The sequence below is a fragment of the Micromonospora aridisoli genome, from assembly GCF_056150025.1.
On the sequence record NZ_JAXCFK010000004.1, the window covers coordinates 454,055 to 478,464 of the forward strand.

The following is a 24,410-nucleotide window of genomic DNA, read 5'->3' on the forward strand; positions in this document are numbered from 1 at the left end:
CTCCCGGGGTCGGCGGCGCGGGGGTGCGGGGGGCCACACAACGTGGCGGCGGGGGGCTACCCCCCCCGGCACCGCCCCCCGCCGTGTTGGTGGACCGCCCGACACCGGGCATGAGCAGGGCGTCGAACCCGGCTCCGGGTACTCCGTACCGGCCGGTGGACTCGCCCGTCGGTGGGAAAGAGCGCCCGATGGCGACGACGGGCCTTGACGCGGCCCTGGGCTGCCAGGCACGCTGGCATCAGCAAGTCCTTCCGCGCTTGCGACGGCCACCGCGTGGGTAATGCAGCGGCAGCACCACTCGCCACAGCAGACCTGAGCGGCCCGGCAGGGACGTTGTGTTCCGAGCGGCCCGGTGCGACCCCGTTCGAGGGGTCCCGAGGCGCGTTCCGCAACGACCTGCGGGGTGGGCTGGACAGCGGTTAGCCTCTCGGCTACACTGCTAGTTTGCGCTGCCTTCCGACTTGACCCCTGCTCGGAAATGTCCGTTTGTGGATATTTTCTGGTGGGGTCATTGGAGTGCACGCGTACCAGCCGTTCTGCAGCACCGGTCCTCGGAAGGACGCATCTTGGCAGCTTCCCGCCCTGCGAAGACCAGTCGTACGTCGAGCGCATTCGCTCCCCGCCGAGTTTCCTTCGGTCGGATCACCGAACACCTCGAGGTCCCCAACCTCCTCGCCATTCAGAACGAGTCCTTCGACTGGCTCGTCGGCAACGAGGCTTGGCAGGGCCGGTCGGCGGACGACCCGCACGCACGCTCGGGTCTCGCGGAAATTCTCGACGAGATCAGTCCCATTGAGGACTTTTCCGGCACCATGTCGCTTTCCTTCTCGGCGCCGCGCTTCGACGAGGTCAAGGCCTCGATCGAGGAGTGCAAGGAGAAGGACCTCACCTACTGTGCGCCACTGTTCGTGACCGCGGAGTTCACCAACAACACCACCGGCGAGATCAAGAGCCAGACGGTGTTCATGGGTGACTTCCCGATGATGACGCCGAAGGGCACCTTCATCATCAACGGCACCGAGCGCGTGGTGGTCAGCCAGCTCGTCCGGTCCCCGGGCGTGTACTTCGACAAGCAGCCGGACAAGACCTCCGACCGCGACCTCTCCAGCGTCAAGGTCATCCCGAGCCGGGGTGCCTGGCTGGAGTTCGACATCGACAAGCGCGACACGGTCGGCGTCCGCATCGACCGCAAGCGCCGGCAGGCCGTCACGGTGCTGCTCAAGGCCATCGGATGGTCGGCCGAGCAGATCCGTGAGAAGTTCGGCTGGTCCGAGCTGATGATGACCACGCTCGAGAAGGACCACATCGCCGGCCAGGACGAGGCGCTGCTCGACATCTACCGCAAGCTGCGCCCTGGCGAGCCGCCGACCCGCGAGAACGCCCAGACCCTGCTCGACAACCTCTTCTTCAACCCGAAGCGGTACGACGTCGCCAAGGTCGGTCGGTACAAGTTCAACAAGAAGCTCGAGCTGGACGTGCCGATCACCACCGGCACGCTGACCGAGGACGACATCGTCGCCACCGTGGAGTACCTCTGCCGGCTGCACGCCGGTGAGGAAGGCTACGAGGCCGACGACATCGACCACTTCGGCAACCGGCGGCTGCGTACCGTGGGCGAGCTGATCCAGAACCAGGTTCGGGTCGGTCTGTCCCGGATGGAGCGGGTCGTCCGCGAGCGGATGACCACCCAGGACGTCGAGGCGATCACGCCGCAGACCCTGATCAACATCCGTCCGGTCGTCGCCGCGATCCGGGAGTTCTTCGGCACCTCGCAGTTGTCCCAGTTCATGGACCAGACCAACCCGCTGGCGGGCCTGACCCACCGGCGACGGCTGAGCGCGCTCGGCCCCGGTGGTCTGTCCCGTGAGCGGGCCGGCTTCGAGGTCCGCGACGTGCACCCGTCCCACTACGGCCGGATGTGCCCGATCGAGACGCCGGAAGGCCCGAACATCGGCCTGATCGGCGCGCTGTCCACCTTCGCCCGGGTCAACCCGTTCGGCTTCATCGAGACGCCGTACCGGAAGGTCATCGACGGTCGGGTCACCGACCAGATCGACTACCTGACCGCGGACGAGGAGGACCGGTTCGTCAAGGCGCAGGCCAACGCGCCGCTGCGGGCCGACGGCTCGTTCGCCGAGGACCGCGTCCTGGTCCGGCGTAAGGGCGGCGAGACCGAGGACGTCCCGCCGGCCGCCGTGGACTACATGGACGTGTCGCCGCGGCAGATGACCTCGGTCGCGACCGCGATGATCCCGTTCCTCGAGCACGACGACGCGAACCGGGCCCTGATGGGCGCGAACATGCAGCGTCAGGCGGTCCCGCTGGTCAAGGCCGAGTCCCCGCTGGTCGGCACCGGCATGGAGTACCGTGCCGCCGTCGACGCCGGTGACGTGGTCGTGGCCGAGGTCGGTGGCGTGGTCGAGGACCTCTGCGCCGACTACATCACCGTCCACCAGGACGACGGCCACCGCCGGACGTACCTGCTGCACAAGTTCCGTCGGTCCAACGCCGGCTCCTGCGTCAACCAGAAGCCGGTCGTGTTCGAGGGTGACCGGGTCGAGGCCGGCCAGGTCATCGCCGACGGTCCGTGCACCGACGAGGGCGAGATGGCGCTCGGGCGAAACCTGCTCGTGGCGTTCATGACCTGGGAGGGCCACAACTACGAGGACGCGATCATCCTGTCGCAGCGCCTCGTGCAGCAGGACGTGCTCACCTCGATCCACATCGAGGAGCACGAGGTCGACGCCCGTGACACGAAGCTCGGCCCGGAGGAGATCACCCGCGACATCCCGAACGTCAGCGAGGAGATGCTCGCTGACCTCGACGAACGCGGGATCATCCGGATCGGTGCCGAGGTCGTCCCCGGCGACATCCTGGTCGGCAAGGTCACGCCCAAGGGTGAGACGGAGCTGACCCCGGAGGAGCGGCTGCTGCGGGCCATCTTCGGTGAGAAGGCGCGCGAGGTCCGGGACACCTCTCTGAAGGTGCCGCATGGCGAGACCGGCACGGTCATCGGCGTGCGTACCTTCTCCCGGGAGGACGGCGACGAGCTGCCGCCGGGCGTCAACGAGCTGGTCCGGGTCTACGTCGCGCAGAAGCGGAAGATCCAGGACGGTGACAAGCTCGCCGGCCGGCACGGCAACAAGGGCGTCATCTCCAAGATCCTGCCGGTCGAGGACATGCCGTTCCTGGAGGACGGCACGCCCGTCGACATCGTGCTCAACCCGTTGGGTGTGCCGAGCCGGATGAACATCGGCCAGGTGCTGGAGACGCACCTGGGCTGGGTGGCCAAGACGGGCTGGAAGGTCGAGGGCGACGACGCCGAGTGGAAGCGACAGCTTCAGGGCATCGGCGCCGACTCCTCCGAGCCGGACACCAACGTGGCCACCCCGGTCTTCGACGGTGCCCGTGAGGAGGAGATCTCCGGTCTGCTCGCGTCGACCCTGCCCAACCGGGACGGTCGGCAGCTGATCGGCTCCTCTGGAAAGGCGCAGCTGTTCGACGGTCGCTCCGGTGAGCCGCTGCCCGATCCGATCGCGGTCGGTTACATCTACATCCTGAAGCTCAACCACCTGGTCGACGACAAGATCCACGCCCGTTCGACCGGCCCGTACTCGATGATCACGCAGCAGCCGCTGGGTGGTAAGGCGCAGTTCGGTGGTCAGCGCTTCGGCGAGATGGAGTGCTGGGCGATGCAGGCCTACGGTGCCGCGTACGCCCTGCAGGAGCTGCTGACGATCAAGTCCGACGATGTTCTCGGCCGGGTGAAGGTCTACGAGGCCATCGTCAAGGGCGAGAACATCCCAGAGCCGGGCATCCCGGAGTCGTTCAAGGTGCTGCTCAAGGAGCTGCAGTCGCTGTGCCTCAACGTCGAGGTGCTCTCCAGCGACGGCGTGGCCCTGGAGATGCGCGAGACCGACGACGAGGTGTTCCGGGCCGCGGAGGAACTGGGTATCGACCTGTCCCGGCGCGAGCCGAGCTCGGTCGAAGAGGTGTGACGTTGGGGTTTCGGGGCGGGGCGACCCTCTCCGGGCGGTCAGGCTTGATCCCTCCGTGGGTCGCCCCGCCCCGAAACCAAACCCGGTGAGCTGCTGACGCAACAAGCGACGTGTGAGGGAATCGAACGTGCTCGACGTCAACTTTTTCGACGAGTTGCGAATTGGGCTGGCGACCGCGGACGACATTCGTCAGTGGTCGCACGGCGAGGTCAAGAAGCCCGAGACGATCAACTACCGCACCCTCAAGCCGGAGAAGGACGGGCTCTTCTGCGAGAAGATCTTCGGTCCGCAGCGGGACTGGGAGTGCTACTGCGGTAAGTACAAGCGGGTCCGGTTCAAGGGCATCATCTGCGAGCGCTGCGGCGTCGAGGTGACCCGCTCGAAGGTCCGCCGTGAGCGGATGGGCCACATCGAGCTGGCCGCCCCGGTGACCCACATCTGGTACTTCAAGGGCGTGCCGAGCCGGCTGGGCTACCTGCTGGACCTCGCTCCGAAGGACCTTGAGAAGATCATTTACTTCGCCTCGTACGTCGTGACGAGCGTTGACGCCGAAGCGCGCCACCGTGACCTCTCGACCATCGAGAACGAGATCCTGGCCGAGAAGCGGCAGTCGGAGAACAGCCGCGACTCGGAGATCGAGAAGCGGGCGGCCAAGCTCGAGACCGACCTGGCCGAGCTGGAGGCCGAGGGCGCGAAGGCGGACGTCCGGCGCAAGGTCAAGGAGGGCGGAGAGCGCGAGATGCGCCAGATCCGCGACCGGGCCCAGCGCGAGATCGACCGCCTCGACGAGGTGCTGGACACCTTCCGCAAGCTGGAGCCGAAGCAGCTGGTCACCGACGAGCTGCTCTACCGTGAGCTGCGCGACCGGTTCGGCGAGTACTTCACCGGTGGTATGGGCGCCGAGGCGATCAAGGCCCTGGTGCAGAACATGGACCTCGAGGCCGAGGCCGAGAACCTGCGGGAGACCATCCGCACCGGCAAGGGCCAGCGGAAGATCCGGGCGCTCAAGCGGCTCAAGGTGGTCGCGGCGTTCCAGAACACCCGCAACTCGCCGCTCGGCATGGTGCTGGACTGCGTGCCGGTCATCCCGCCGGACCTGCGCCCGATGGTGCAGCTCGACGGTGGCCGCTTCGCCACCAGCGACCTGAACGACCTCTACCGTCGGGTCATCAACCGGAACAACCGGCTGAAGCGACTGATCGACCTCGGCGCTCCCGAGATCATCGTCAACAACGAGAAGCGGATGCTGCAGGAGGCCGTCGACGCGCTGTTCGACAACGGCCGACGTGGCCGGCCGGTCACCGGCCCGGGTAACCGTCCGCTGAAGTCGCTGTCCGACATGCTCAAGGGCAAGCAGGGCCGGTTCCGCCAGAACCTGCTGGGCAAGCGCGTCGACTACTCCGGCCGTTCGGTCATCGTGGTCGGTCCGAAGCTCAAGCTGCACCAGTGCGGGCTGCCCAAGCAGATGGCGCTGGAGCTGTTCAAGCCGTTCGTGATGAAGCGGCTGGTCGACCTCAACCACGCGCAGAACATCAAGTCCGCCAAGCGGATGGTCGAGCGGCAGCGGCCGGTCGTGTGGGACGTGCTGGAAGAGGTCATCGGCGAGCACCCGGTGCTGCTCAACCGGGCACCGACCCTGCACCGGCTGGGCATCCAGGCGTTCGAGCCGCAGCTGGTCGAGGGCAAGGCCATCCAGATCCACCCGCTGGTCTGCACCGCGTTCAACGCGGACTTCGACGGTGACCAGATGGCGGTGCACGTGCCGCTCTCCGCCGAGGCCCAGGCCGAGGCGCGGATCCTGATGCTCTCGTCGAACAACATCCTCAAGCCGGCCGATGGCAAGCCGGTCACCATGCCCACCCAGGACATGGTCATCGGGCTCTACCACCTGACCCACCTCACCACCGGTGAGCGCGGGGAGGGCCGGGCGTTCAGCTCGGACGCCGAGGCGAGGATGGCGTACGACAACGGTGAGCTGCACCTGCAGGCCCCCGTCAAGATCCGCCTGCGGGACGTCGTCGAGGTCGACAACGGCACCGGCGCGCAGCCCTGGGCGGCCCCCGAGGGCTGGTCCCCGGGCGAGCCGCTGACGGTGGAGACCACCCTCGGCCGGGTGCTGTTCAACGAGACCCTGCCGCACGGCTACCGGTTCGTTAACTACGAGATCCGCAAGGGTCAGCTCTCCGCGATCGTCAACGACCTCGCCGAGCGGTTCCCGAAGGTAGCCCTGGCGGCGACCCTCGACGGGCTCAAGGAGGCCGGCTTCCACTGGGCCACCTGGTCCGGCGTGACCATCGGCATGGAGGACGTCATCGCTCCGCCGCGTAAGCGGGAGATCCTGGAGCGGTACGAGAAGGAAGCCGACCGGATCGACAAGCAGTACCAGCGTGGTCTGATGACGGCCGAGGAGCGCCGCGGCGAGCTCATCGAGATCTGGACCAAGGCGACCAACGAGGTCGCCAAGGAGATGGACACCGCGCTGCCGCAGGAGAACCCGCTCTGGAAGATGATCAACTCGGGTGCTCGCGGTAACCTGCTCCAGCTCCGGCAGATCGCGGCGATCCGTGGTCTGGTGGCCAACCCGAAGGGTGAGATCATCCCGCGGCCGATCAAGGCCAGCTACCGGGAGGGTCTGTCCGTGCTGGAGTACTTCATCTCCACCCACGGCGCCCGGAAGGGTCTCGCGGACACCGCCCTGCGTACCGCCGACTCGGGTTACCTGACCCGGCGTCTGGTGGACGTCTCGCAGGACGTCATCATCCGCGAGGAGGACTGCGGCACCGACCGGGCCATCCCGATGCAGGTCGGCCAGCAGCTCGACGGCCGGCTCGTGGTGCACGAGCACGCCGAGACCAGCGTGCACGCCCGCACCCTGGCCGACGACATCAAGGGGCCGGACGGCACCGTCGTCGCCGAGCGGGGCGCGGACATCAACTCGATCCTGGTCGACAGGATCGTCGCCGCCGGGGTCGAGAACGTCCGGGTGCGCAGCGTGCTCACCTGCGAGTCGAAGCTGGGCGTCTGCGGTGCGTGCTACGGCCGCTCGCTGCCGACCGGCAAGATCGTGGACGTCGGTGAGGCGGTCGGCATCATCGCCGCCCAGTCCATCGGTGAGCCGGGTACGCAGCTGACGATGCGTACCTTCCACACCGGTGGCGTCGCGGGTGAGGACATCACCCAGGGTCTGCCGCGTGTCCAGGAGATCTTCGAGGCCCGGATCCCGAAGGGCAAGGCACCGATCGCCGACACCCCCGGGCGGATCCGGATCGAGGACGGCGAGCGGTCGCGCAAGATCGTGGTGATCCCGGACGACGGCAGCGACGAGATCGTCTACGACAAGATCTCGAAGCGGGTCCGGCTGCGGGCGCACGACGGCGACCACGTCGAGGTCGGCGAGAAGCTCACCGAGGGCACCATCGACCCGCACGAGCTGCTGCGCATCCTCGGCCCGCGTGCGGTTCAGGTCCACCTGACCCAGGAGGTCCAGGAGGTCTACCGCTCGCAGGGTGTGCTCATCCACGACAAGCACATCGAGATCATCATCCGCCAGATGCTCAAGCGGGTGACGGTCATCGACTCCGGCTCGACCGAGTTCCTGCCGGGCGTGCTCGTCGACCGGGCGCTGTTCGAGTCGGAGAACCGCCGGCTCGTCGGTGAGGGCGGCGAGCCCGCCGCCGGTCGCCCGGTGCTGATGGGTATCACCAAGGCCTCGCTGGCCACCGACTCCTGGCTCTCGGCGGCCTCCTTCCAGGAGACCACCCGAGTGCTGACCGACGCGGCGATCCACGCCCGCAGCGACTCGCTGATCGGTCTCAAGGAGAACGTGATCATCGGTAAGCTCATCCCGGCCGGTACCGGCATCAGCAAGTACCGCAACGTCCGGGTCGAGCCGACCGAGGAGGCGAAGGCCAAGGTCTACTCGATGACCGGCTACCCGGAGACCGACTACGGCTTCGGGCCGGCCAGTGGCCAGGCGGTCCCGTTGGACGACTTCGACTTCGGGTCGTACCGCTAGTCCGTACGGTGACGTGGGAGGCCCCGGCGCTTGCGCGCCGGGGCCTCCTCGTGTCCAGGGAACCCCCCGGCGAGCCGGCGGACCGGTCCAGCGCGGCGGGCCGACCCGTGCCACGAGCACGACGCGGACATCGGCCGACGGAGGCATCATGTGGTCATGACGATCGCACCCGGATCGGTGCCCACCGCGTCGGCACCGCGTCACCCGCTCGATCCGGACCCGGTCCGGGCCACCAAGGCCCGGGCGGTCTTCGCCCTCGGCCTGATGGCGGCGCTCACCGGGCTGCTGGTCGGCGGCGTGGTGCCGGCCACGGTGGCCCTGTACCTGTCCCGGCAGGCGCGCCGGGAGGCGTACGCCTCGGGGGGTTTCCTGACCGGCGCGGCCTGGCTGCGTCGGGGTGAGCTGCTGGCCTGGACGGGCCTGGTGCTGGTCGCGGTCAGCCTGGTGGTGGCCCTGGTGATCGGCGTGGTCCGGCTGGCCGAGGCGCCGTACGGACAGGACTTCGCTCCCAACGTCGACTGACCGCGCGACCGGTACGTCCTCGCGCCCGGCATCGGGGGGCTGACCGCCGACGGTAGCCTGACCGGTGTCCGTCGCGCGGTGCGTGGACGCTGCCGATGAGGAGGATCCCGTGACGGAACCGGCGCGCCCCGAGGGCGGCCAAGCCGCCCAGCCCACCGCCGGGCGCCCCGATGCCGACGAGACGGGATGGGCCCGGCCCGGGCCCGGACCAGAGCAGTCCGCCCCTCCGGCCGCCCCGCCAGCACCGGACACGACCCAGGCTCACCTCCCGTCCGCGCCGCCCACCTTCGGGCCGCCGCCGGGGGTGCCCTCGCCGCCGGGCTGGCACGGTGGCGCCCCGGGCTGGCAGTCCGGCGGCCGGGGGTGGGGGCCGCCGTCCCCGCCGCCTCCGCAGGACCGGCCCCGACCGCCGAAGCGGGTCGAGCCGGTGCCCGGTACGCCGTTCGCGGTGGTGCACCTCGACGTGCCGCCGGTGGCCTCCGGCCTGGCCGTCGGCTCGCTGGTGGCCGGCATCACGTCGATCCTGGTCTCGATCCTGGTCATCTGCTTCGGCGCCATCGGGGGAGGGGTGAACGGAGCCTGGGCGGCGGGTGCCTTCGCGGCGCTGGGCGGTCTCACCGGTGCGGGTGCCATCGTGGCCGGCCTGCTCGGTCTACGGCAGATCCGGCGCCCGGCGCCACCGCCGTCGGTCCGCTTCACCGGTCGTGGCCTCGCCATCGCCGGCATCATCTGTGGCGGCAGTGGCCTGCTGCTGTGTCTGGTGGGCGTGGGGCTGGCGCTGCTGTTGGCGTTCGCCTGAACGATCCCGGCCGGGTCGGCCACGGGGCTCGCGGGTCGGTTTCCGGTGGAGCCGGTACACTTGTATCCGTAGGTGCCCATCACGGGCGGGCGGTACGACAGGGGCCGGCGGGCGAGCGGTGCGACGTCCGACAGGCCTTCCCGTTTTGACCTGCACGGCTGTGGTAGGTACTCTTTCCCCTTGTGCCCGGGCCCGCCCGGGCAACTCGTGCGTGCGCTGGAACCGGTGATCCGATATCCGGACGGCACCACGACTGAGCCAGAAGATCCGGCCTGCGGCGACCCGTGTGCCGGTGACAAACCCCGGGTCTGCGCGCGAGCGCCGGGCTGGGAACCGTGAGTTTGGCGACACGCCCGACCGCGGGTGCCGGGACCTCCGCGAGGTGGCCCTGGTCGGAATGTAGGAGAGCCGGTCACGAGATCGGCTACGGCAGACGGCGCGGCCGCGACGAGCGGCCGAAGGGAGCGGAGAAACCCGGTGCCCACCATTCAGCAGTTGGTCCGAAAGGGCCGTCAGGCGAAGACGACCAAGACCAAGACCCCCGCGCTCAAGGGATCCCCGCAGCGGCGCGGCGTGTGCACCCGGGTGTACACCACCACCCCGAAGAAGCCGAACTCGGCGCTGCGCAAGGTCGCTCGTGTCAAGCTCAGCAGCCAGGTCGAGGTGACCGCCTACATCCCGGGTGTCGGGCACAACCTGCAGGAGCACTCGATCGTGCTCGTGCGTGGTGGCCGGGTGAAGGACCTCCCCGGTGTGCGTTACAAGATCGTTCGCGGTTCGCTGGACACCCAGGGCGTCCGTAACCGCAAGCAGGCGCGCAGCCGTTACGGCGCGAAGAAGGAGAAGAGCTGACATGCCGCGTAAGGGACCTGCTCCGCGGCGGCCGCTGGTCGCTGACCCGGTGTACAACTCCCCGCTGGTCACGCAGCTGGTGAACAAGATCCTGCTGCGCGGCAAGCGTCAGCTCGCCGAGCGCGTCGTCTACGCCGCACTCGAGGGTTGCCGGGAGAAGTCCGGCACCGACCCGGTCGTCACCCTCAAGCGCGCCATGGACAACGTCAAGCCGACCCTCGAGGTGCGCAGCCGCCGTGTCGGTGGCGCGACCTACCAGGTTCCGGTCGAGGTCCGGCCGGCCCGGGCCACCACGCTGGGCCTGCGCTGGCTGGTCACCTACGCCCGCGCGCGGCGTGAGAAGACCATGGTCGAGCGGCTGATGAACGAGCTGCTGGACGCGAGCAACGGCCTCGGTGCCGCCGTGAAGCGGCGCGAGGACACGCACAAGATGGCCGAGTCCAACAAGGCCTTCGCGCACTACCGCTGGTAACACCCTGGTCCCGGTGCCGTCCGGCGCCGGGACCGCCACCAGTTGTGTCGAGACGACGATAAGTAGGGATTGAAGTGGCCGCCGCAGACGCGCTCGCCAACGTACGCAATATCGGCATCATGGCGCACATCGATGCCGGTAAGACCACTACCACCGAGCGAATCCTGTTCTACACCGGTATCACGTACAAGATCGGTGAGGTCCACGAGGGCGCAGCCGTCATGGACTGGATGGAGCAGGAGCAGGAGCGCGGTATCACCATCACTTCCGCCGCCACGAAGTGCGAGTGGAAGGGCCACACGATCCAGATCATCGACACGCCCGGCCACGTCGACTTCACGGTCGAGGTGGAGCGGTCGCTGCGGGTCCTGGACGGTGCGGTCGCGGTCTACGACGGCGTGGCCGGCGTGGAGCCGCAGACGGAGAACGTCTGGCGCCAGGCGGACAAGTACAACGTCCCGCGGATGTGCTTCGTCAACAAGCTCGACCGCACCGGCGCGGACTTCTTCCGCTGCGTGCAGATGATGATCGACCGGCTGAACGCCACCCCGCTGGTGCTCCAGATTCCGATCGGCGCCGAGTCCGACTTCATCGGCGTGGTCGACCTGGTCGAGATGCGCGCCCTCACCTGGCGCGGCGAGACCCAGAAGGGTGAGGACTACGCGGTCGAGGAGATCCCGGCCGAGCTGGCCGACTCCGCCGCCGAGTGGCGCGAGAAGCTGATGGAGACCCTGGCCGACGTCGATGACGCGGTCATGGAGAAGTACCTGGAGGGCGAGGAGATCTCCGCAGAGGAGATCAAGGCCGCCATCCGTCGGGCCACCATCGGCGGCAAGGCCAACCCGGTCCTCACCGGCACGGCCTTCAAGAACAAGGGCATCCAGCCGATGCTGGACGCGGTCATCGCCTACCTGCCGTCGCCGCTGGACATCCCGGCGATCGAGGGCACCGCGACCGACGGCGAGACCCCGATGCAGCGCAAGCCGTCGGTGTCGGAGCCCTTCTCCGGTCTGGCCTTCAAGATCCAGACCGACAAGCACCTCGGCAAGCTCACCTACGTCCGGGTCTACTCCGGCACGCTCGAGTCCGGCTCCCAGGTGGTCAACTCCACCAAGGACCGCAAGGAGCGGATCGGAAAGATCTACCAGATGCACGCCAACAAGCGGGAGGAGCGCAGCTCCGCCAAGGCTGGCGACATCATCGCGGTGCAGGGCCTGAAGCAGACCACCACCGGTGACACCCTGTGCGACCCGCAGAACCCGGTGATCCTGGAGTCGATGACCTTCCCGGAGCCGGTCATCGAGGTGGCCATCGAGCCGAAGACCAAGGCCGACCAGGAGAAGCTCAGCACCGCCATCCAGCGGCTGGCCGAGGAGGACCCGACCTTCCGCGTCAAGCTGGACGACCAGACCGGCCAGACGGTCATCTCCGGCATGGGCGAGCTGCACCTGGACATCCTGGTGGACCGGATGCGCCGCGAGTTCAACGTCGAGGCCAACATCGGTAAGCCGCAGGTGGCGTACCGCGAGACCATCCGCCGCAAGGTGGAGAAGGTCGAGTACACCCACAAGAAGCAGACCGGTGGCTCCGGCCAGTACGCCCGGGTGATCATCACCCTGGAGCCGCTGCCGCTGGGCAACGACGCGCCGACCTACGAGTTCGCCAACGCGGTCACCGGTGGCCGCATCCCCCGGGAGTTCATCCCCTCGGTGGACGCCGGCGCCCAGGACGCCATGCAGTACGGCATTCTGGCCGGGTTCCCGCTGGTGGGTGTCAAGCTCACCCTGGTGGACGGCCAGTACCACGAGGTCGACTCGTCGGAAATGGCATTCAAGATCGCCGGCTCGATGGTCATGAAGGAGGCGGCCCGCAAGGCCGACCCCGCGCTGCTCGAGCCGATGATGGCCGTTGAGGTCACCACTCCGGAGGAGAACATGGGTGACGTCATCGGCGACCTCAACTCCCGCCGTGGCATCATCCAGGCGATGGAGGAGCGCAGCGGCGCCCGCGTCGTCCGGGCCCTGGTGCCGTTGTCGGAGATGTTCGGCTACGTCGGCGACCTGCGGTCGAAGACCCAGGGCCGGGCTAGCTACAGCATGCAGTTCGACTCCTACGCCGAGGTTCCGGCCTCGGTGGCCAAGGAGATCATCGCCAAGGCGACGGGTGAGTGACGCTCGCCTGAGCTGATCCGACGGTGGTCGCGGGAGGAGTTCCCCGACCGCGGCCACCTCGGTCGGATTGTGTGAATTCCGGGCCTGTAGGCTTCATCGCCGCAGAACCCACAAAAGCTCTCCGGCCGTCAGGCCGGAAAGGCTGTCGACAGAGTCCTAAGCGCCGACCTGGCGCACCGGGGCGAACGAACCAAGAAGTCCACAGGAGGACACCAGTGGCGAAGGCGAAGTTCGAGCGGACTAAGCCGCACGTCAACATCGGCACCATTGGTCACATCGACCACGGTAAGACGACGCTGACGGCGGCCATCACCAAGGTCCTGCACGACCAGTACCCGGACCTGAACCCGTACACGCCGTTCGACGAGATCGACAAGGCGCCGGAGGAGAAGGCCCGCGGCATCACGATCTCGATCGCGCACGTCGAGTACCAGACCGAGGCGCGGCACTACGCGCACGTCGACTGCCCCGGTCACGCCGACTACATCAAGAACATGATCACCGGTGCCGCCCAGATGGACGGCGCGATCCTGGTGGTCGCCGCGACCGACGGCCCGATGCCGCAGACCCGCGAGCACGTGCTGCTGGCCCGCCAGGTCGGCGTGCCGTACATCGTCGTGGCGCTGAACAAGAGCGACATGGTCGACGACGAGGAGCTGCTGGAGCTCGTCGAGCTCGAGGTCCGTGAGCTGCTCTCGTCGCAGGAGTACCCGGGCGACGACCTGCCGGTCGTGCGCGTCTCGGCGCTCAAGGCCCTGGAGGGCGACCCGGAGTGGACCGGTCGCCTGCTGGAGCTGATGAACGCCGTCGACACCGCGATCCCGCAGCCGGAGCGCGAGACCGAGAAGCCGTTCCTGATGCCGATCGAGGACGTCTTCACGATCACCGGTCGTGGCACCGTCGTCACCGGTCGCGCGGAGCGCGGCATCCTCAAGCCGAACGAGGAGGTGGAGATCGTCGGTATCCGCGAGAAGTCGCAGAAGACGGTCTGCACCGGCATCGAGATGTTCCGCAAGCTGCTCGACGAGGCCCGCGCGGGTGAGAACGTCGGTCTGCTGCTGCGCGGCATCAAGCGCGAGGACGTCGAGCGCGGCATGGTGGTCGTCAAGCCGGGCACCACGACCCCGCACACGGAGTTCGAGGCGACCGTCTACATCCTCTCCAAGGAGGAGGGCGGCCGGCACACCCCGTTCTTCCAGAACTACCGTCCGCAGTTCTACTTCCGGACCACGGACGTCACCGGTGTCGTCACCCTCCCCGAGGGCACCGAGATGGTCATGCCTGGCGACAACACCACGATGACCGTGAAGCTGATCCAGCCCATCGCGATGGAGGAAAACCTCAAGTTCGCGATCCGGGAGGGTGGCCGCACGGTCGGCGCGGGTCGCGTCACCAAGATCATCAAGTGAGCTGGGTAACCCCGATTAGACCCGCCGCCGGTATTGCGGCATACTAGTCAGGTTGCGTAACGACAGTTCGCCGCCCGTGTTCGGCTTTCGCCGAACCTCCGGGTAGGCAGAGCAGTCGGGCGTGGGGTGGTTGGCGGCCCGTCCGCCAACCACCCTCGCACGGCGTTCAGGTCGCCTCAGCGCGATCGGCGCCTGGACCCACCGCGGTCAGGATCGCTCCGGTCTCCCGGGGCGGAGCCTGGCCCCAGGGCGCGACACGCCCGACCGCGGGGGTGGGCGAAGAGGGTCTGTGCCAGCCGGTACAGGCACCCGCAACACAGCGGCATCGAGAGAAGGAACAGAAGCCACCATGGCGGGACAGAAGATCCGCATCCGGCTCAAGGCCTATGACCACGAGGTCGTCGACTCCTCGGCTCGGAAGATCGTCGAGACGGTGACGCGTACCGGGGCGCAGGTCGCGGGCCCGGTGCCGCTGCCCACGGAGATCAACCGTTTCTGCGTCATCCGCTCGCCGCACAAGTACAAGGACTCGCGCGAGCACTTCGAGATGCGTACGCACAAGCGGCTGATCGACATCATCGACCCGACCCCGAAGACGGTCGACTCGCTCATGCGCCTCGACCTGCCGGCTGGCGTCGACATCGAGATCAAGCTGTAGGGACCGGACACATGGACAGGCAAGTTAAGGGGATCCTGGGCGCGAAGCTCGGCATGACCCAGGTCTGGGACAACAACCGCGTTGTCCCGGTGACCGTGGTTCAGGCCGGCCCGTGCGTCATCACCCAGGTTCGTGACGCCGACAAGGACGGTTACTCCGCGGTCCAGCTGGCGTACGGGACGATCGACCCGCGCAAGGCCAAGAAGCCGCTGCGTGGGCACTACGCCAAGGCCGATGTGGCGCCGCGCCGGCACATCGTCGAGCTGCGCACCACCGACGCCGCGGACTACTCGCTCGGCCAGGAGATCACGGTCGAGGAGTTCCCGGTCGGGGTCTCGGTCGACGTGACCGGCAAGACCAAGGGCAAGGGCTACGCCGGCCCGATGAAGCGGCACGGCTTCCACGGTCTGCGCGCCAGCCACGGTGTCGAGCGCAAGCACCGCTCGCCGGGCTCGATCGGTGCCTGCGCCACCCCGGGTCGTGTCTTCAAGGGCACCCGGATGGCCGGCCGCATGGGTGGCGTGCGCTACACCGTGCAGAACCTGACCGTTCAGGCGGTCGACACCGAGAACAACCTCCTGCTCGTCCGTGGCGCCATCCCTGGCCCCAAGGGCGCGCTGGTCCTGGTCCGTACCGCGGCCAAGGCCAAGGCGAAGAAGGGCGGTGCGGCCAAGTGACCACCGTTGACGTCCTGAACTCCGAGGGCACCAAGACCGGCTCGGTCGAGCTGCCCGCCGACATCTTCGACGCGCAGGCCAACATCGCGCTGATGCACCAGGTCGTCGTGGCGCAGCTCGCGGCCGCTCGGCAGGGCACCCACAAGACCAAGACCCGGGGCGAGGTCGCTGGCGGCGGCAAGAAGCCCTACAAGCAGAAGGGCACCGGTCGGGCCCGGCAGGGCTCGATCCGCGCGCCGCAGTTCGCCGGCGGTGGTGTGGTCCACGGCCCGGTGCCGCGCGACTACAGCCAGCGCACCCCGAAGAAGATGAAGGCCGCCGCGCTGCGTGGCGCCCTGTCGGACCGGGCGCGCGCCGGGCAGGTGCACGTCGTCGAGGCGTTCGTCTCGGGCGAGAAGCCGTCGACCAAGGCCGCCCTGGCCACGCTCGCCAAGCTGACCACCGCCCGCCGGGTGCTGGTCGTGCTGAGCAGCGTCGACGAGCTGAACTGGGTGTCGCTGCGCAACGAGCCGCGGGTGCACCTGATCGAGGCCGGCCAGCTCAACACGTACGACGTGCTGGTGGCCGACGACGTGGTCTTCACCAAGGAGGCCCTGGACGAGTTCCTGGGCGTGCCGGCCGAGACCACCGAGGAGGGTGGCAAGTGAGCACGATCGCCGATCCGCGCGACATCATCATCGCGCCGGTCGTCTCGGAGAAGAGCTACAGCGAGCTGAACCGCAACTGGTACACCTTCCTGGTGCACCCGGACGCGAACAAGACGGCGATCAAGATCGCTATCGAGCAGATCTTCAACGTCCGTGTCCTGACGGTCAACACGCTCAACCGCGAGGGCAAGCGCAAGCGGACCCGTACCGGGTTCGGCAAGCGCAAGGACACCAAGCGGGCGATGGTGAAGCTGGCTGAGGGCGACCGCATCGAGGCCTTCGGCGGCCCGGTCAGCTGAGGGGTGTAGACAATGGCTATCCGTAAGTACAAGCCGACGACGCCGGGCCGGCGTGGCTCGAGTGTCGCCGACTTCGCCGAGATCACCCGGTCGACGCCCGAGAAGTCGCTGCTGGCTCCGCTGCCCAAGAAGGGCGGCCGGAACGTCCACGGCCGGATCACCGCTCGTCACCAGGGCGGCGGTCACAAGCGTCAGTACCGGATCATCGACTTCAAGCGGGTCGACAAGGACGGTGTGCCGGCCAAGGTCGCGCACATCGAGTACGACCCGAACCGCACCGCGCGGATCGCGCTGCTGCACTACGCCGACGGCGAGAAGCGTTACATCATCGCGCCGAAGGACCTGAAGCAGGGCGACGCGGTCGAGTCGGGGCCGAGCGCCGACATCAAGCCGGGCAACAACCTGCCGCTGCGCAACATCCCGGTCGGTACCACGATCCACAACGTGGAGCTGCGTCCGGGTGGCGGTGCCAAGCTGGCCCGCTCGGCCGGCGTCGGTATCCAGCTGCTCGGCCGGGAGGGCGCCTACGCGACCCTGCGCATGCCGTCCGGCGAGATCCGGCGGGTCGACGTGCGCTGCCGGGCCAGCATCGGTGAGATCGGCAACGCCGACCAGTCGAACATCAACTGGGGTAAGGCCGGCCGGATGCGCTGGAAGGGCAAGCGCCCGACCGTCCGTGGTGTCGCCATGAACCCGGTCGACCACCCGCACGGTGGTGGTGAGGGCAAGACCTCCGGTGGTCGCCACCCGGTCAACCCGCAGGGTAAGCCCGAGGGCCGCACCCGTCGTAAGGGCCAGCCGAGTGACCGGCTGATCGTCCGCCGCCGCTACGCCACGCGTAAGCGCGGCTGAGGGAGATAAGACATGCCTCGCAGCCTGAAGAAGGGCCCGTTCATCGACGACCACCTGCTCAAGAAGGTGGAGACGCAGAACGAGAAGGGCTCGAAGAACGTCATCAAGACCTGGTCGCGGCGCTCGACGATCATCCCGGAGATGCTCGGGCACACGATCGCCGTGCACGACGGACGCAAGCACGTCCCGGTGTTCGTGACGGAGGCGATGGTCGGGCACAAGCTCGGCGAGTTCGCGCTGACCCGCACGTTCAAGGGTCACGAGAAGGACGACCGGAAGAGCCGCCGGCGCTGACGCCGCGGGCATACGGATAGAGGATCAAGGGGTTACAGCGATGCCAGGAAAGGGCGACGCTCCGGTGCTTCCGGGCGCGCGGGCGGTTGCGCGGTACGTGCGCATCTCGCCGATGAAGGCGCGCCGGGTGGTCAACCTCGTCCGCGGCCTGCCCGCGAAGGAGGCGCTCACGGTGCTGCAGTTCGCGCCGCAGGCTGCGAGCGAGCAGGTGTACAAGGTGCTCGCGAGCGCGATCGCCAACGCGGAGAACAACGAGCGGCTGGACCCCGACGCGCTGCTCGTCAGCGAGGCGTTCGTGGACGAGGGCCCGACGATGAAGCGGTTCCAGCCGCGGGCGCAGGGCCGGGCGTACCGGATCCGCAAGCGCACCTGCCACATCACCGTGGCGGTCGAAGCGGTCGCGCCGGCCGCGCCGAGGAAGTCGGCGAACAAGGCGGCTCCGGCGAAGCAGACCGCGCCGGCCGAGACGCAGAGCAACACGGAGGGCGCCGAGTAATGGGTCAGAAGGTTCACCCGCACGGGTTCCGGCTCGGCATCTCGACCGACTGGAAGTCCCGCTGGTTCGCGGACAAGCTCTACAAGGACTACATCGGCGAGGATGTCAAGATCCGCCGGATGATGTCCAAGGGGCTGGAGCGCGCCGGCATCTCCAAGGTTGACATCGAGCGCACCCGCGACCGGGTCCGCGTCGACATCCACACCGCGCGGCCGGGCATCGTCATCGGCCGTAAGGGCGCGGAGGCCGACCGGATCCGTGGCGAGCTGGAGAAGCTCACCGGCAAGCAGGTACAGCTGAACATCATCGAGGTGAAGAACCCCGAGTCGGACGCGCAGCTGGTCGCCCAGGGCGTGGCCGAGCAGCTCTCCAGCCGGGTCAGCTTCCGTCGCGCGATGCGCAAGGCGATGCAGTCGGCGATGAAGAACCCGATGTGCAAGGGCATCCGGGTGCAGGTCTCGGGTCGCCTCGGCGGCGCCGAGATGAGCCGCACGGAGTTCTACCGCGAGGGTCGGGTTCCGCTGCACACGCTGCGGGCCAACATCGAGTACGGCTTCTTCGAGGCCCGTACCACCTTCGGCCGGATCGGCGTGAAGGTCTGGATCTACAAGGGCGACGCGGTGCCGGGTCGGGAGACCCCGGCCGAGGCACCGTCGCGCCCGCGCCGGGAGCGCGGTGACCGCCCCGAGCGGCCGCGCCGTGGTCGGTCGGGTTCGTCCGGCACGACCTCCGGCGGCACCGAGGCCGGCCGGGCCGCCGCGACGACCGTCGCGCAGCAGGCCGAGACGCCGAGTGGCGAGCCGGTGGACGCAGGGGCTGTGGCGTCGGCCGCAGCCGGTACCAGCGCCGCTCAGCCGGCAGAAACGCAGCAGGAGGGCTGACAGATGCTGATGCCGCGCAAGCCCCCGAAGGGCTTCCGCAAGCCGCACCACCCGGACCGCAGTGGCGCGTCCAAGGGCGGCAACCGGGTGGTGTTCGGGGAGTTCGGGATCCAGGCTCTGGAGCCGGCGTACGTGACCAACCGGCAGATCGAGTCGGCGCGTATCGCGATGACCCGCCACATCAAGCGTGGCGGCAAGGTCTGGATCACCATCTTCCCGGACCAGGCCCTCACCAAGAAGCCGGCGGAAACCCGGATGGGTTCCGGTAAGGGCTCGCCCGAGTGGTGGGTCGCCAACGTGAAGCCGGGGCGGGTGCTCTTCGAGATGTCCTTCCCCAACGAGCAGATCGCGCGAGAGGCGATGCGTCGCGCGATCCACAAGCTCCCGATGAAGTGCCGCATTGTGACGCGCGAAGTGGGTGAATCCTGATGGCAGCGGGCGTTAAGGCCTCCGAGCTGCGTGAGCTCTCCGAGGAGGAGCTGGTCACGAAGCTGCGCGAGGCCAAGGCGGAGCTGTTCAACCTCCGCGTGCAGGCCGCAACCGGGCAGCTGGACAACAACCGGCGGTTGCAGGTCATCCGTCGGGAGATCGCCCGGATCTACACGATCATGCGTGAGCGTGAGCTGGGGCTCTCGGCCGCGCCGACTGAGGTGACTGCAGGATGAGCGAGAACACCACCACCGCCACGCGCGGCCGCCGCAAGGTCCGTGAGGGCCTCGTGGTCAGCGACAAGATGGAAAAGACCGTCGTCGTCGAGGTCGAGGACCGGGTCAAGCACGCGCTGTACGGCAAGATCATGCGCCGCACCAGCAAGCTGAAGGTCCACGACGAGCAGAACTCCGCCGGCATCGGCGACCGGGTGCTGATCATGGAGACCCGGCCGCTCTCCGCCACCAAGCGGTGGCGGCTCGTGGAGATCCTCGAGAAGGCCAAGTAGCGAAGGCTCGAGCTCGGCCGAGACGGTCGGGCGCAGGTTCCGCCAGGCTCCGGCCGCCCCGGCGGCCGGAGAACCGGCAGACATAGGAGATAGACGTGATTCAGCAGGAGTCGCGACTGCGCGTCGCCGACAACACGGGTGCCCGGGAGATCCTGTGCATCCGGGTTCTCGGTGGCTCCGGTCGGCGCTACGCGAGCATCGGCGACGTCATCGTGGCCACCGTCAAGGACGCGATCCCGGGTGCCGGTGTGAAGAAGGGCGACGTGGTCAAGGCCGTCGTCGTCCGCACCGCCAAGGAGAAGCGGCGGCCGGACGGCTCGTACATCCGCTTCGACGAGAACGCCGCCGTCATCATCAAGGACGGTGGGGACCCGCGCGGTACCCGCATCTTCGGCCCGGTCGGTCGTGAGCTGCGGGACAAGCGGTTCATGAAGATCATTTCTCTCGCGCCGGAGGTGTTGTGACCGTGAAGGTCAAGAAGGGCGACACGGTCGTCGTCATCGCCGGCAAGGACAAGGGCGCCAAGGGCAAGGTCATCGCGGCCTACCCGCGGCAGGACAAGGTCCTGGTCGAGGGCGTGAACCGGATCAAGAAGCACACCCGCATCAGCACCACCCAGCGTGGCGCCAAGACCGGTGGCATCGTCACCCAGGAGGCCCCGATCCACGTCTCGAACGTGATGGTCGTGGACTCCGACGGCAAGCCGACCCGCGTCGGCTACCGGATCGACGAAAACGGCCAGAAGGTCCGCATCGCGCGTAGCACCGGTAAGGACCTGTGATGACCACGGCTACCGAAACCAAGACGATGCCGCGCCTCAAGGAGCGGTACCGCAACGAGATCGTGGCGCAGCTGCGCGAGCAGTACGACTACGGCAACCCGATGCAGGTGCCGCGCCTGGTCAAGATCGTCGTGAACATGGGTGTGGGCGAGGCCGCCCGGGACGCCAAGCTCATCGACGGTGCGGTCCGCGACCTGGCCACCATCACCGGTCAGAAGCCGCAGGTCCGGCGGGCGACGAAGTCCATCGCGCAGTTCAAGCTGCGGGAGGGCATGCCGATCGGCGCGAAGGTGACCCTGCGCGGCGACCGGATGTGGGAGTTCCTGGACCGGCTGCTGTCCATCGCGCTGCCGCGTATCCGCGACTTCCGCGGCCTCGACGGGCGCAAGCTCGACGGGCACGGCAACTACACGTTCGGTCTGACCGAGCAGTCGGTGTTCCACGAGATCGACCAAGACAAGATCGATCGCCAGCGGGGCATGGACATCACGGTGGTCACGACCGCCACGACCGACGACGAGGGCCGGGCGCTGCTGAAGCTCCTGGGCTTCCCGTTCAAGGAGAACTGAGATGGCCAAGAAGGCGCTGATCCTCAAGGCGGCCGCGAAGCCGAAGTTCTCGGTTCGCGCGTACACCCGCTGCCAGCGGTGCGGGCGTCCCAAGGCGGTCTACCGCAAGTTCGGGCTCTGCCGGGTGTGCATCCGGGAGATGGCCCACCGCGGTGAGCTGCCCGGCGTGTCCAAGGCTTCCTGGTAATAGCCCGGCGCGCTCCGGCGCGTCAGCTGGACTGTCTCTTCGCCGTAGGCCTGCGCCAGCCGCGGGAACCCCGGCGAGAAAGGTTGACGAGTTTTCATGACGATGACCGACCCGATCGCAGACATGCTCACGCGTCTGCGTAACGCCAACCAGGCGTACCACGACCGGGTGACGATGCCGTACTCGAAGATCAAGGCGAACATCGCCGAGGTCCTCAAGTCCGAGGGTTACATCGCCACCTGGTCGGTCGAGGAACCCGAGGAGGGTGCCGTCGGCAAGCGACTGGTCGTCGAGCTGAAGTACGGCCAGAACCGGGAGCGGAGCCTGGCCGGTATCAAGCGCGTCTCCAAGCCCGGTCTGCGGGTGTACGCCAAGTCGGACGGGCTCCCCCGGGTGCTCGGTGGGCTGGGCGTGGCGATCATTTCGACGTCCCAGGGACTGCTCACCGACCGGCAGGCCCGCAAGCGGAGCGTTGGCGGGGAAGTCCTCGCCTTCGTCTGGTAACGGGAGACAGGTAGAAATGTCGCGTATTGGACGTAAGTCGATCCCGGTGCCATCCGGAGTCGACGTGACGATCGACGGCCGGACCGTCAAGGTCAAGGGCCCCAAGGGCGAGCTGTCGCACACCCTGGCCGAGCCGATCACCATCGAGCGGGCCGAGGACGGGCAGCTGAGCGTCAGTCGCCCGAACGACGAGCGCAAGGCCAAGGAACTGCACGGCCTGAGCCGTACCCTGGTTGCCAACATGATCGTCGGGGTCACCGAGGGCTACCGTAAGAGCCTGGAGATCGCCGGCACCGGTTACCGGGTCACCGCCAAGGGCAAGGACCTGGAGTTCGCGCTCGGGTTCTCGCACCCGGTGCTGGTGCAGGCCCCGGACGGCATCACCTTCACGGTGGAGCGGCCGACCCTGTTCCACGTGGCCGGCATCGACAAGCAACTCGTCGGTGAGGTCGCCGCCAACATCCGGAAGATCCGCCCGCCGGAGCCCTACAAGGGCAAGGGCGTGAAGTACCAGGGCGAAGTCATCCGCCGCAAGGCCGGAAAGGCAGGTAAGAAGTGAGCGCCACGCTGCTCAAGCGCCGCCGCGGCGTCGCCGCCAAGCGTGCCGTCGGGCGGGCGCGGCGGCACTTCCGAGTGCGCAAGACCATCAGCGGTACCGCCGAGCGTCCCCGCCTGGTGGTCACCCGTTCGCTGCGGCACATCGTCGCCCAGATCGTGGACGACACCAAGGGGCACACCCTGGCGTCGGCCTCGACCCTGGACGCCTCGGTGCGCGGCACGGAGGGCGACAAGAGCGCCCTGGCCGGCAAGGTCGGCACCCTGCTGGCCGAGCGGGCCAAGGCCGCTGGTATCTCCAAGGTCGTCTTCGACCGCGGCGGCAACCGGTACGCGGGGCGGGTCGCCGCGCTCGCCGACGCCGCCCGCGAAGCCGGGCTCGAGTTCTGACAATCCCCGTCACGAGAGAGAAGGAAGGCTGCTGATGCCAGGTCAACAGCGCCGTGGCGGCGGGTCCGGTGGCAACGAGGGTGGTCGCCGCGACAACCGCCGTGAGGGCGGCCGCGGAAACGCGCCCGCCGAGAAGACCCCGCACCTCGAGCGGGTCGTCGCGATCAACCGCGTCGCCAAGGTCGTGAAGGGTGGTCGTCGCTTCAGCTTCACCGCCCTGGTGATCGTGGGCGACGGCGACGGCACCGTCGGCGTGGGCTACGGAAAGGCCAAGGAGGTGCCCGCGGCGATCGCCAAGGGCGTCGAGGAGGCCAAGAAGCACTTCTTCAAGGTGCCGCGGATCGGTCAGTCGATCCCGCACCCGGTGACGGGTGAGGACGCGGCCGGTGTGGTGCTGCTCAAGCCGGCCTCGGCCGGTACGGGTGTCATCGCCGGCGGTCCGGTCCGTGCCGTGCTGGAGTGCGCGGGCATCCACGACGTGCTCTCCAAGAGCCTCGGGTCGTCCAACCCGATCAACATCGTGCACGCCACGGTGGCGGCGCTGAAGGGGCTGGAGTCCCCGGAGGCTGTCGCCGCGCGGCGGGGCCTGCCGGTGGAGGACGTCGCGCCGGCGGCCATGCTCGCCTCGCGGGCGGAGGTGGCCTCCTGATGGCACGTCTCAAGGTCACCCAGGTCCGTTCGGAGATCGGGACCAAGCGCAACCAGCGTGAGTCGCTGCGTTCGCTCGGTCTCAAGCGGATCAACGACGTGGTGGTCAAGGAGGACCGGCCCGAGATTCGCGGCATGATCTTCGCGGTCAACCACCTCGTGAAGGTCGAGGAGGTCGAGTAATGACGATCAAGGTGCACCACCTGCGTCCGGCGCCGGGTGCCAAGACCGCGAAGACCCGTGTGGGTCGCGGTGAGGGTTCCAAGGGCAAGACCGCCGGTCGCGGTACCAAGGGCTCGAAGGCCCGGAAGAACATCTCGGCGGCGTTCGAGGGTGGGCAGATGCCCATCCACATGCGCCTGCCGAAGCTGAAGGGCTTCAAGAACAAGTTCAAGGTGGTCTTCCAGGTTGTCAACCTGGACCGCCTGGCCGAGCTGTTCCCCAACGGTGGCCAGGTCGGCCCGACCGAACTGGTCGAGGCCGGCGCGGTCCGCAAGGGCCAGCCGGTGAAGGTCCTCGGCACCGGGGACCTCGGCGGGGTGGCGCTCCAGGTGTCTGCGCACGCGTTCAGTGCGTCGGCCAAGGAGAAGATCACGGCCGCCGGTGGCTCGGTCACCGAGCTGTAGTGCTGCTCGACCATGGCGCCCGCCAGTTGATCCCAGCTGGCGGGCGTCACGGTCTACACCGGGCCTGTGTGCCCGGTAACATCGGAATCGGTTTATGTAGCCGGGCACATCTGCCCGTACCGGGATCGGGCTGTTAGAGTCCCTTCCCAGCCATGGATATCGGGCACTTGC

General features: G+C 68.2%; 29 protein-coding genes. All 29 read left to right on the forward strand.

Features of this window, described 5'->3' with window-relative positions; all coding sequences use genetic code 11:
- Positions 1 to 566 precede the first annotated feature (566 nt).
- The 29 genes from rpoB to rplO all read left to right on the forward strand — a co-directional run bounded on the left by rpoB (position 567) and on the right by rplO (position 24,239).
- On the forward strand, positions 567 to 3,998 hold the full coding sequence (rpoB, locus tag SM447_RS11580) for a DNA-directed RNA polymerase subunit beta (RefSeq protein WP_474572743.1): 3,432 nt from the start codon (positions 567 to 569) through the stop codon (positions 3,996 to 3,998).
- Between the two features lie 127 nt (positions 3,999 to 4,125).
- Positions 4,126 to 8,013, forward strand: coding sequence for a DNA-directed RNA polymerase subunit beta' (locus tag SM447_RS11585; RefSeq protein ID WP_474572823.1), 3,888 nt, complete (start codon positions 4,126 to 4,128; stop codon positions 8,011 to 8,013).
- Between the two features lie 156 nt (positions 8,014 to 8,169).
- A complete protein-coding gene (locus SM447_RS11590) occupies positions 8,170 to 8,535 on the forward strand; it encodes a hypothetical protein (protein ID WP_474572744.1) in 366 nt (121 codons plus the stop codon).
- Between the two features lie 427 nt (positions 8,536 to 8,962).
- The gene (locus tag SM447_RS11595; protein ID WP_474572824.1) at positions 8,963 to 9,334 is read left to right on the forward strand and encodes a hypothetical protein; all 372 of its coding nucleotides are present in this window, start codon (positions 8,963 to 8,965) and stop codon (positions 9,332 to 9,334) included.
- 477 nt (positions 9,335 to 9,811) lie between these two features.
- Complete coding sequence (gene rpsL / locus SM447_RS11600) at positions 9,812 to 10,186, forward strand: 30S ribosomal protein S12 (RefSeq protein ID WP_013735958.1); 375 nt, start codon at positions 9,812 to 9,814, stop codon at positions 10,184 to 10,186.
- 1 nt (position 10,187) lies between these two features.
- Positions 10,188 to 10,658, forward strand: a complete 471-nt coding sequence (gene rpsG / locus SM447_RS11605; protein WP_155214544.1) for a 30S ribosomal protein S7 — start codon at positions 10,188 to 10,190, stop codon at positions 10,656 to 10,658.
- Positions 10,659 to 10,732: 74 nt separating this feature from the next.
- Positions 10,733 to 12,829 (forward strand): elongation factor G, encoded by a 2,097-nt coding sequence (fusA, locus tag SM447_RS11610; RefSeq protein WP_474572745.1) that lies wholly within the window; start codon positions 10,733 to 10,735, stop codon positions 12,827 to 12,829.
- A 215-nt stretch (positions 12,830 to 13,044) separates the two neighbouring features.
- The gene (gene tuf / locus SM447_RS11615) at positions 13,045 to 14,238 is read left to right on the forward strand and encodes an elongation factor Tu (RefSeq protein WP_102658909.1); all 1,194 of its coding nucleotides are present in this window, start codon (positions 13,045 to 13,047) and stop codon (positions 14,236 to 14,238) included.
- A gap of 349 nt (positions 14,239 to 14,587) precedes the next feature.
- Complete coding sequence (gene rpsJ / locus SM447_RS11620; RefSeq protein WP_007073037.1) at positions 14,588 to 14,896, forward strand: 30S ribosomal protein S10; 309 nt, start codon at positions 14,588 to 14,590, stop codon at positions 14,894 to 14,896.
- An 11-nt stretch (positions 14,897 to 14,907) separates the two neighbouring features.
- The gene (rplC, locus tag SM447_RS11625) at positions 14,908 to 15,573 is read left to right on the forward strand and encodes a 50S ribosomal protein L3 (RefSeq protein WP_474572746.1); all 666 of its coding nucleotides are present in this window, start codon (positions 14,908 to 14,910) and stop codon (positions 15,571 to 15,573) included.
- Complete coding sequence (gene rplD, locus SM447_RS11630; protein WP_474572747.1) at positions 15,570 to 16,220, forward strand: 50S ribosomal protein L4; 651 nt, start codon at positions 15,570 to 15,572, stop codon at positions 16,218 to 16,220. Before rplC ends, rplD begins: the two co-directional genes overlap by 4 nt.
- The gene (gene rplW / locus SM447_RS11635; RefSeq protein WP_309222489.1) at positions 16,217 to 16,519 is read left to right on the forward strand and encodes a 50S ribosomal protein L23; all 303 of its coding nucleotides are present in this window, start codon (positions 16,217 to 16,219) and stop codon (positions 16,517 to 16,519) included. Before rplD ends, rplW begins: the two co-directional genes overlap by 4 nt.
- A gap of 12 nt (positions 16,520 to 16,531) precedes the next feature.
- Positions 16,532 to 17,371 (forward strand): 50S ribosomal protein L2, encoded by an 840-nt coding sequence (rplB, locus tag SM447_RS11640; protein WP_099849595.1) that lies wholly within the window; start codon positions 16,532 to 16,534, stop codon positions 17,369 to 17,371.
- 12 nt (positions 17,372 to 17,383) lie between these two features.
- Complete coding sequence (gene rpsS, locus SM447_RS11645; RefSeq protein ID WP_013735950.1) at positions 17,384 to 17,665, forward strand: 30S ribosomal protein S19; 282 nt, start codon at positions 17,384 to 17,386, stop codon at positions 17,663 to 17,665.
- 40 nt (positions 17,666 to 17,705) lie between these two features.
- Positions 17,706 to 18,161: a 50S ribosomal protein L22 gene (rplV, locus tag SM447_RS11650; protein ID WP_164447883.1), complete on the forward strand. Its 456-nt coding sequence runs from the start codon at positions 17,706 to 17,708 to the stop codon at positions 18,159 to 18,161.
- Positions 18,161 to 19,042, forward strand: a complete 882-nt coding sequence (gene rpsC / locus SM447_RS11655) for a 30S ribosomal protein S3 (RefSeq protein ID WP_474572748.1) — start codon at positions 18,161 to 18,163, stop codon at positions 19,040 to 19,042. Before rplV ends, rpsC begins: the two co-directional genes overlap by 1 nt.
- A 3-nt stretch (positions 19,043 to 19,045) precedes the next feature.
- Positions 19,046 to 19,471 carry a 50S ribosomal protein L16 gene (gene rplP, locus SM447_RS11660; RefSeq protein ID WP_007465292.1) on the forward strand — a complete coding sequence of 142 codons (426 nt, stop codon included), beginning with the start codon at positions 19,046 to 19,048 and terminating at the stop codon, positions 19,469 to 19,471.
- Positions 19,471 to 19,707 (forward strand): 50S ribosomal protein L29, encoded by a 237-nt coding sequence (rpmC, locus tag SM447_RS11665; RefSeq protein ID WP_076466662.1) that lies wholly within the window; start codon positions 19,471 to 19,473, stop codon positions 19,705 to 19,707. Before rplP ends, rpmC begins: the two co-directional genes overlap by 1 nt.
- Positions 19,704 to 19,979, forward strand: coding sequence for a 30S ribosomal protein S17 (rpsQ, locus tag SM447_RS11670; RefSeq protein WP_363918425.1), 276 nt, complete (start codon positions 19,704 to 19,706; stop codon positions 19,977 to 19,979). The genes rpmC and rpsQ overlap by 4 nt, the downstream gene beginning before the upstream one ends.
- 95 nt (positions 19,980 to 20,074) lie before the next feature.
- On the forward strand, positions 20,075 to 20,443 hold the full coding sequence (rplN, locus tag SM447_RS11675; protein ID WP_007073026.1) for a 50S ribosomal protein L14: 369 nt from the start codon (positions 20,075 to 20,077) through the stop codon (positions 20,441 to 20,443).
- Positions 20,440 to 20,760: a 50S ribosomal protein L24 gene (gene rplX / locus SM447_RS11680; protein WP_170863408.1), complete on the forward strand. Its 321-nt coding sequence runs from the start codon at positions 20,440 to 20,442 to the stop codon at positions 20,758 to 20,760. Before rplN ends, rplX begins: the two co-directional genes overlap by 4 nt.
- On the forward strand, positions 20,760 to 21,329 hold the full coding sequence (gene rplE, locus SM447_RS11685; protein ID WP_474572749.1) for a 50S ribosomal protein L5: 570 nt from the start codon (positions 20,760 to 20,762) through the stop codon (positions 21,327 to 21,329). Before rplX ends, rplE begins: the two co-directional genes overlap by 1 nt.
- A 1-nt stretch (position 21,330) precedes the next feature.
- Positions 21,331 to 21,516: a type Z 30S ribosomal protein S14 gene (locus SM447_RS11690; RefSeq protein ID WP_007073023.1), complete on the forward strand. Its 186-nt coding sequence runs from the start codon at positions 21,331 to 21,333 to the stop codon at positions 21,514 to 21,516.
- Between the two features lie 96 nt (positions 21,517 to 21,612).
- Positions 21,613 to 22,020, forward strand: coding sequence for a 30S ribosomal protein S8 (gene rpsH, locus SM447_RS11695; protein WP_018784557.1), 408 nt, complete (start codon positions 21,613 to 21,615; stop codon positions 22,018 to 22,020).
- Positions 22,021 to 22,036: 16 nt separating this feature from the next.
- Complete coding sequence (gene rplF / locus SM447_RS11700) at positions 22,037 to 22,579, forward strand: 50S ribosomal protein L6 (RefSeq protein WP_474572750.1); 543 nt, start codon at positions 22,037 to 22,039, stop codon at positions 22,577 to 22,579.
- A complete protein-coding gene (rplR, locus tag SM447_RS11705) occupies positions 22,576 to 22,965 on the forward strand; it encodes a 50S ribosomal protein L18 (protein WP_474572751.1) in 390 nt (129 codons plus the stop codon). Before rplF ends, rplR begins: the two co-directional genes overlap by 4 nt.
- Before the next feature lie 34 nt (positions 22,966 to 22,999).
- A complete protein-coding gene (gene rpsE, locus SM447_RS11710) occupies positions 23,000 to 23,614 on the forward strand; it encodes a 30S ribosomal protein S5 (RefSeq protein WP_474572752.1) in 615 nt (204 codons plus the stop codon).
- The gene (gene rpmD / locus SM447_RS11715) at positions 23,614 to 23,796 is read left to right on the forward strand and encodes a 50S ribosomal protein L30 (protein ID WP_145815467.1); all 183 of its coding nucleotides are present in this window, start codon (positions 23,614 to 23,616) and stop codon (positions 23,794 to 23,796) included. The genes rpsE and rpmD overlap by 1 nt, the downstream gene beginning before the upstream one ends.
- A complete protein-coding gene (rplO, locus tag SM447_RS11720; protein WP_164447881.1) occupies positions 23,796 to 24,239 on the forward strand; it encodes a 50S ribosomal protein L15 in 444 nt (147 codons plus the stop codon). The genes rpmD and rplO overlap by 1 nt, the downstream gene beginning before the upstream one ends.
- Positions 24,240 to 24,410 lie beyond the last annotated feature (171 nt).

Bases quoted from the DNA above. Each gene is read 5' to 3' on its own strand.
- rplB (WP_099849595.1), top strand. From the start codon at position 16,532: ATGGCTATCCGTAAGTACAAGCCGACGACGCCGGGCCGGCGTGGCTCG.
- rpmD (WP_145815467.1), top strand. From the start codon at position 23,614: ATGGCACGTCTCAAGGTCACCCAGGTCCGTTCGGAGATCGGGACCAAG.
- rplV (WP_164447883.1), top strand. From the start codon at position 17,706: ATGCCAGGAAAGGGCGACGCTCCGGTGCTTCCGGGCGCGCGGGCGGTT.
- SM447_RS11590 (WP_474572744.1), top strand. From the start codon at position 8,170: ATGACGATCGCACCCGGATCGGTGCCCACCGCGTCGGCACCGCGTCAC.
- rplF (WP_474572750.1), top strand. From the start codon at position 22,037: ATGTCGCGTATTGGACGTAAGTCGATCCCGGTGCCATCCGGAGTCGAC.
- rplE (WP_474572749.1), top strand. From the start codon at position 20,760: ATGACCACGGCTACCGAAACCAAGACGATGCCGCGCCTCAAGGAGCGG.
- rpsG (WP_155214544.1), top strand. From the start codon at position 10,188: ATGCCGCGTAAGGGACCTGCTCCGCGGCGGCCGCTGGTCGCTGACCCG.
- rpsE (WP_474572752.1), top strand. From the start codon at position 23,000: ATGCCAGGTCAACAGCGCCGTGGCGGCGGGTCCGGTGGCAACGAGGGT.
- SM447_RS11690 (WP_007073023.1), top strand. From the start codon at position 21,331: ATGGCCAAGAAGGCGCTGATCCTCAAGGCGGCCGCGAAGCCGAAGTTC.
- rpsH (WP_018784557.1), top strand. From the start codon at position 21,613: ATGACGATGACCGACCCGATCGCAGACATGCTCACGCGTCTGCGTAAC.
- rplC (WP_474572746.1), top strand. From the start codon at position 14,908: ATGGACAGGCAAGTTAAGGGGATCCTGGGCGCGAAGCTCGGCATGACC.
- rpsS (WP_013735950.1), top strand. From the start codon at position 17,384: ATGCCTCGCAGCCTGAAGAAGGGCCCGTTCATCGACGACCACCTGCTC.
- rpsQ (WP_363918425.1), top strand. From the start codon at position 19,704: ATGAGCGAGAACACCACCACCGCCACGCGCGGCCGCCGCAAGGTCCGT.
- rpmC (WP_076466662.1), top strand. From the start codon at position 19,471: ATGGCAGCGGGCGTTAAGGCCTCCGAGCTGCGTGAGCTCTCCGAGGAG.
- rplP (WP_007465292.1), top strand. From the start codon at position 19,046: ATGCTGATGCCGCGCAAGCCCCCGAAGGGCTTCCGCAAGCCGCACCAC.
- rplO (WP_164447881.1), top strand. From the start codon at position 23,796: ATGACGATCAAGGTGCACCACCTGCGTCCGGCGCCGGGTGCCAAGACC.
- rpsJ (WP_007073037.1), top strand. From the start codon at position 14,588: ATGGCGGGACAGAAGATCCGCATCCGGCTCAAGGCCTATGACCACGAG.
- rpsC (WP_474572748.1), top strand. From the start codon at position 18,161: ATGGGTCAGAAGGTTCACCCGCACGGGTTCCGGCTCGGCATCTCGACC.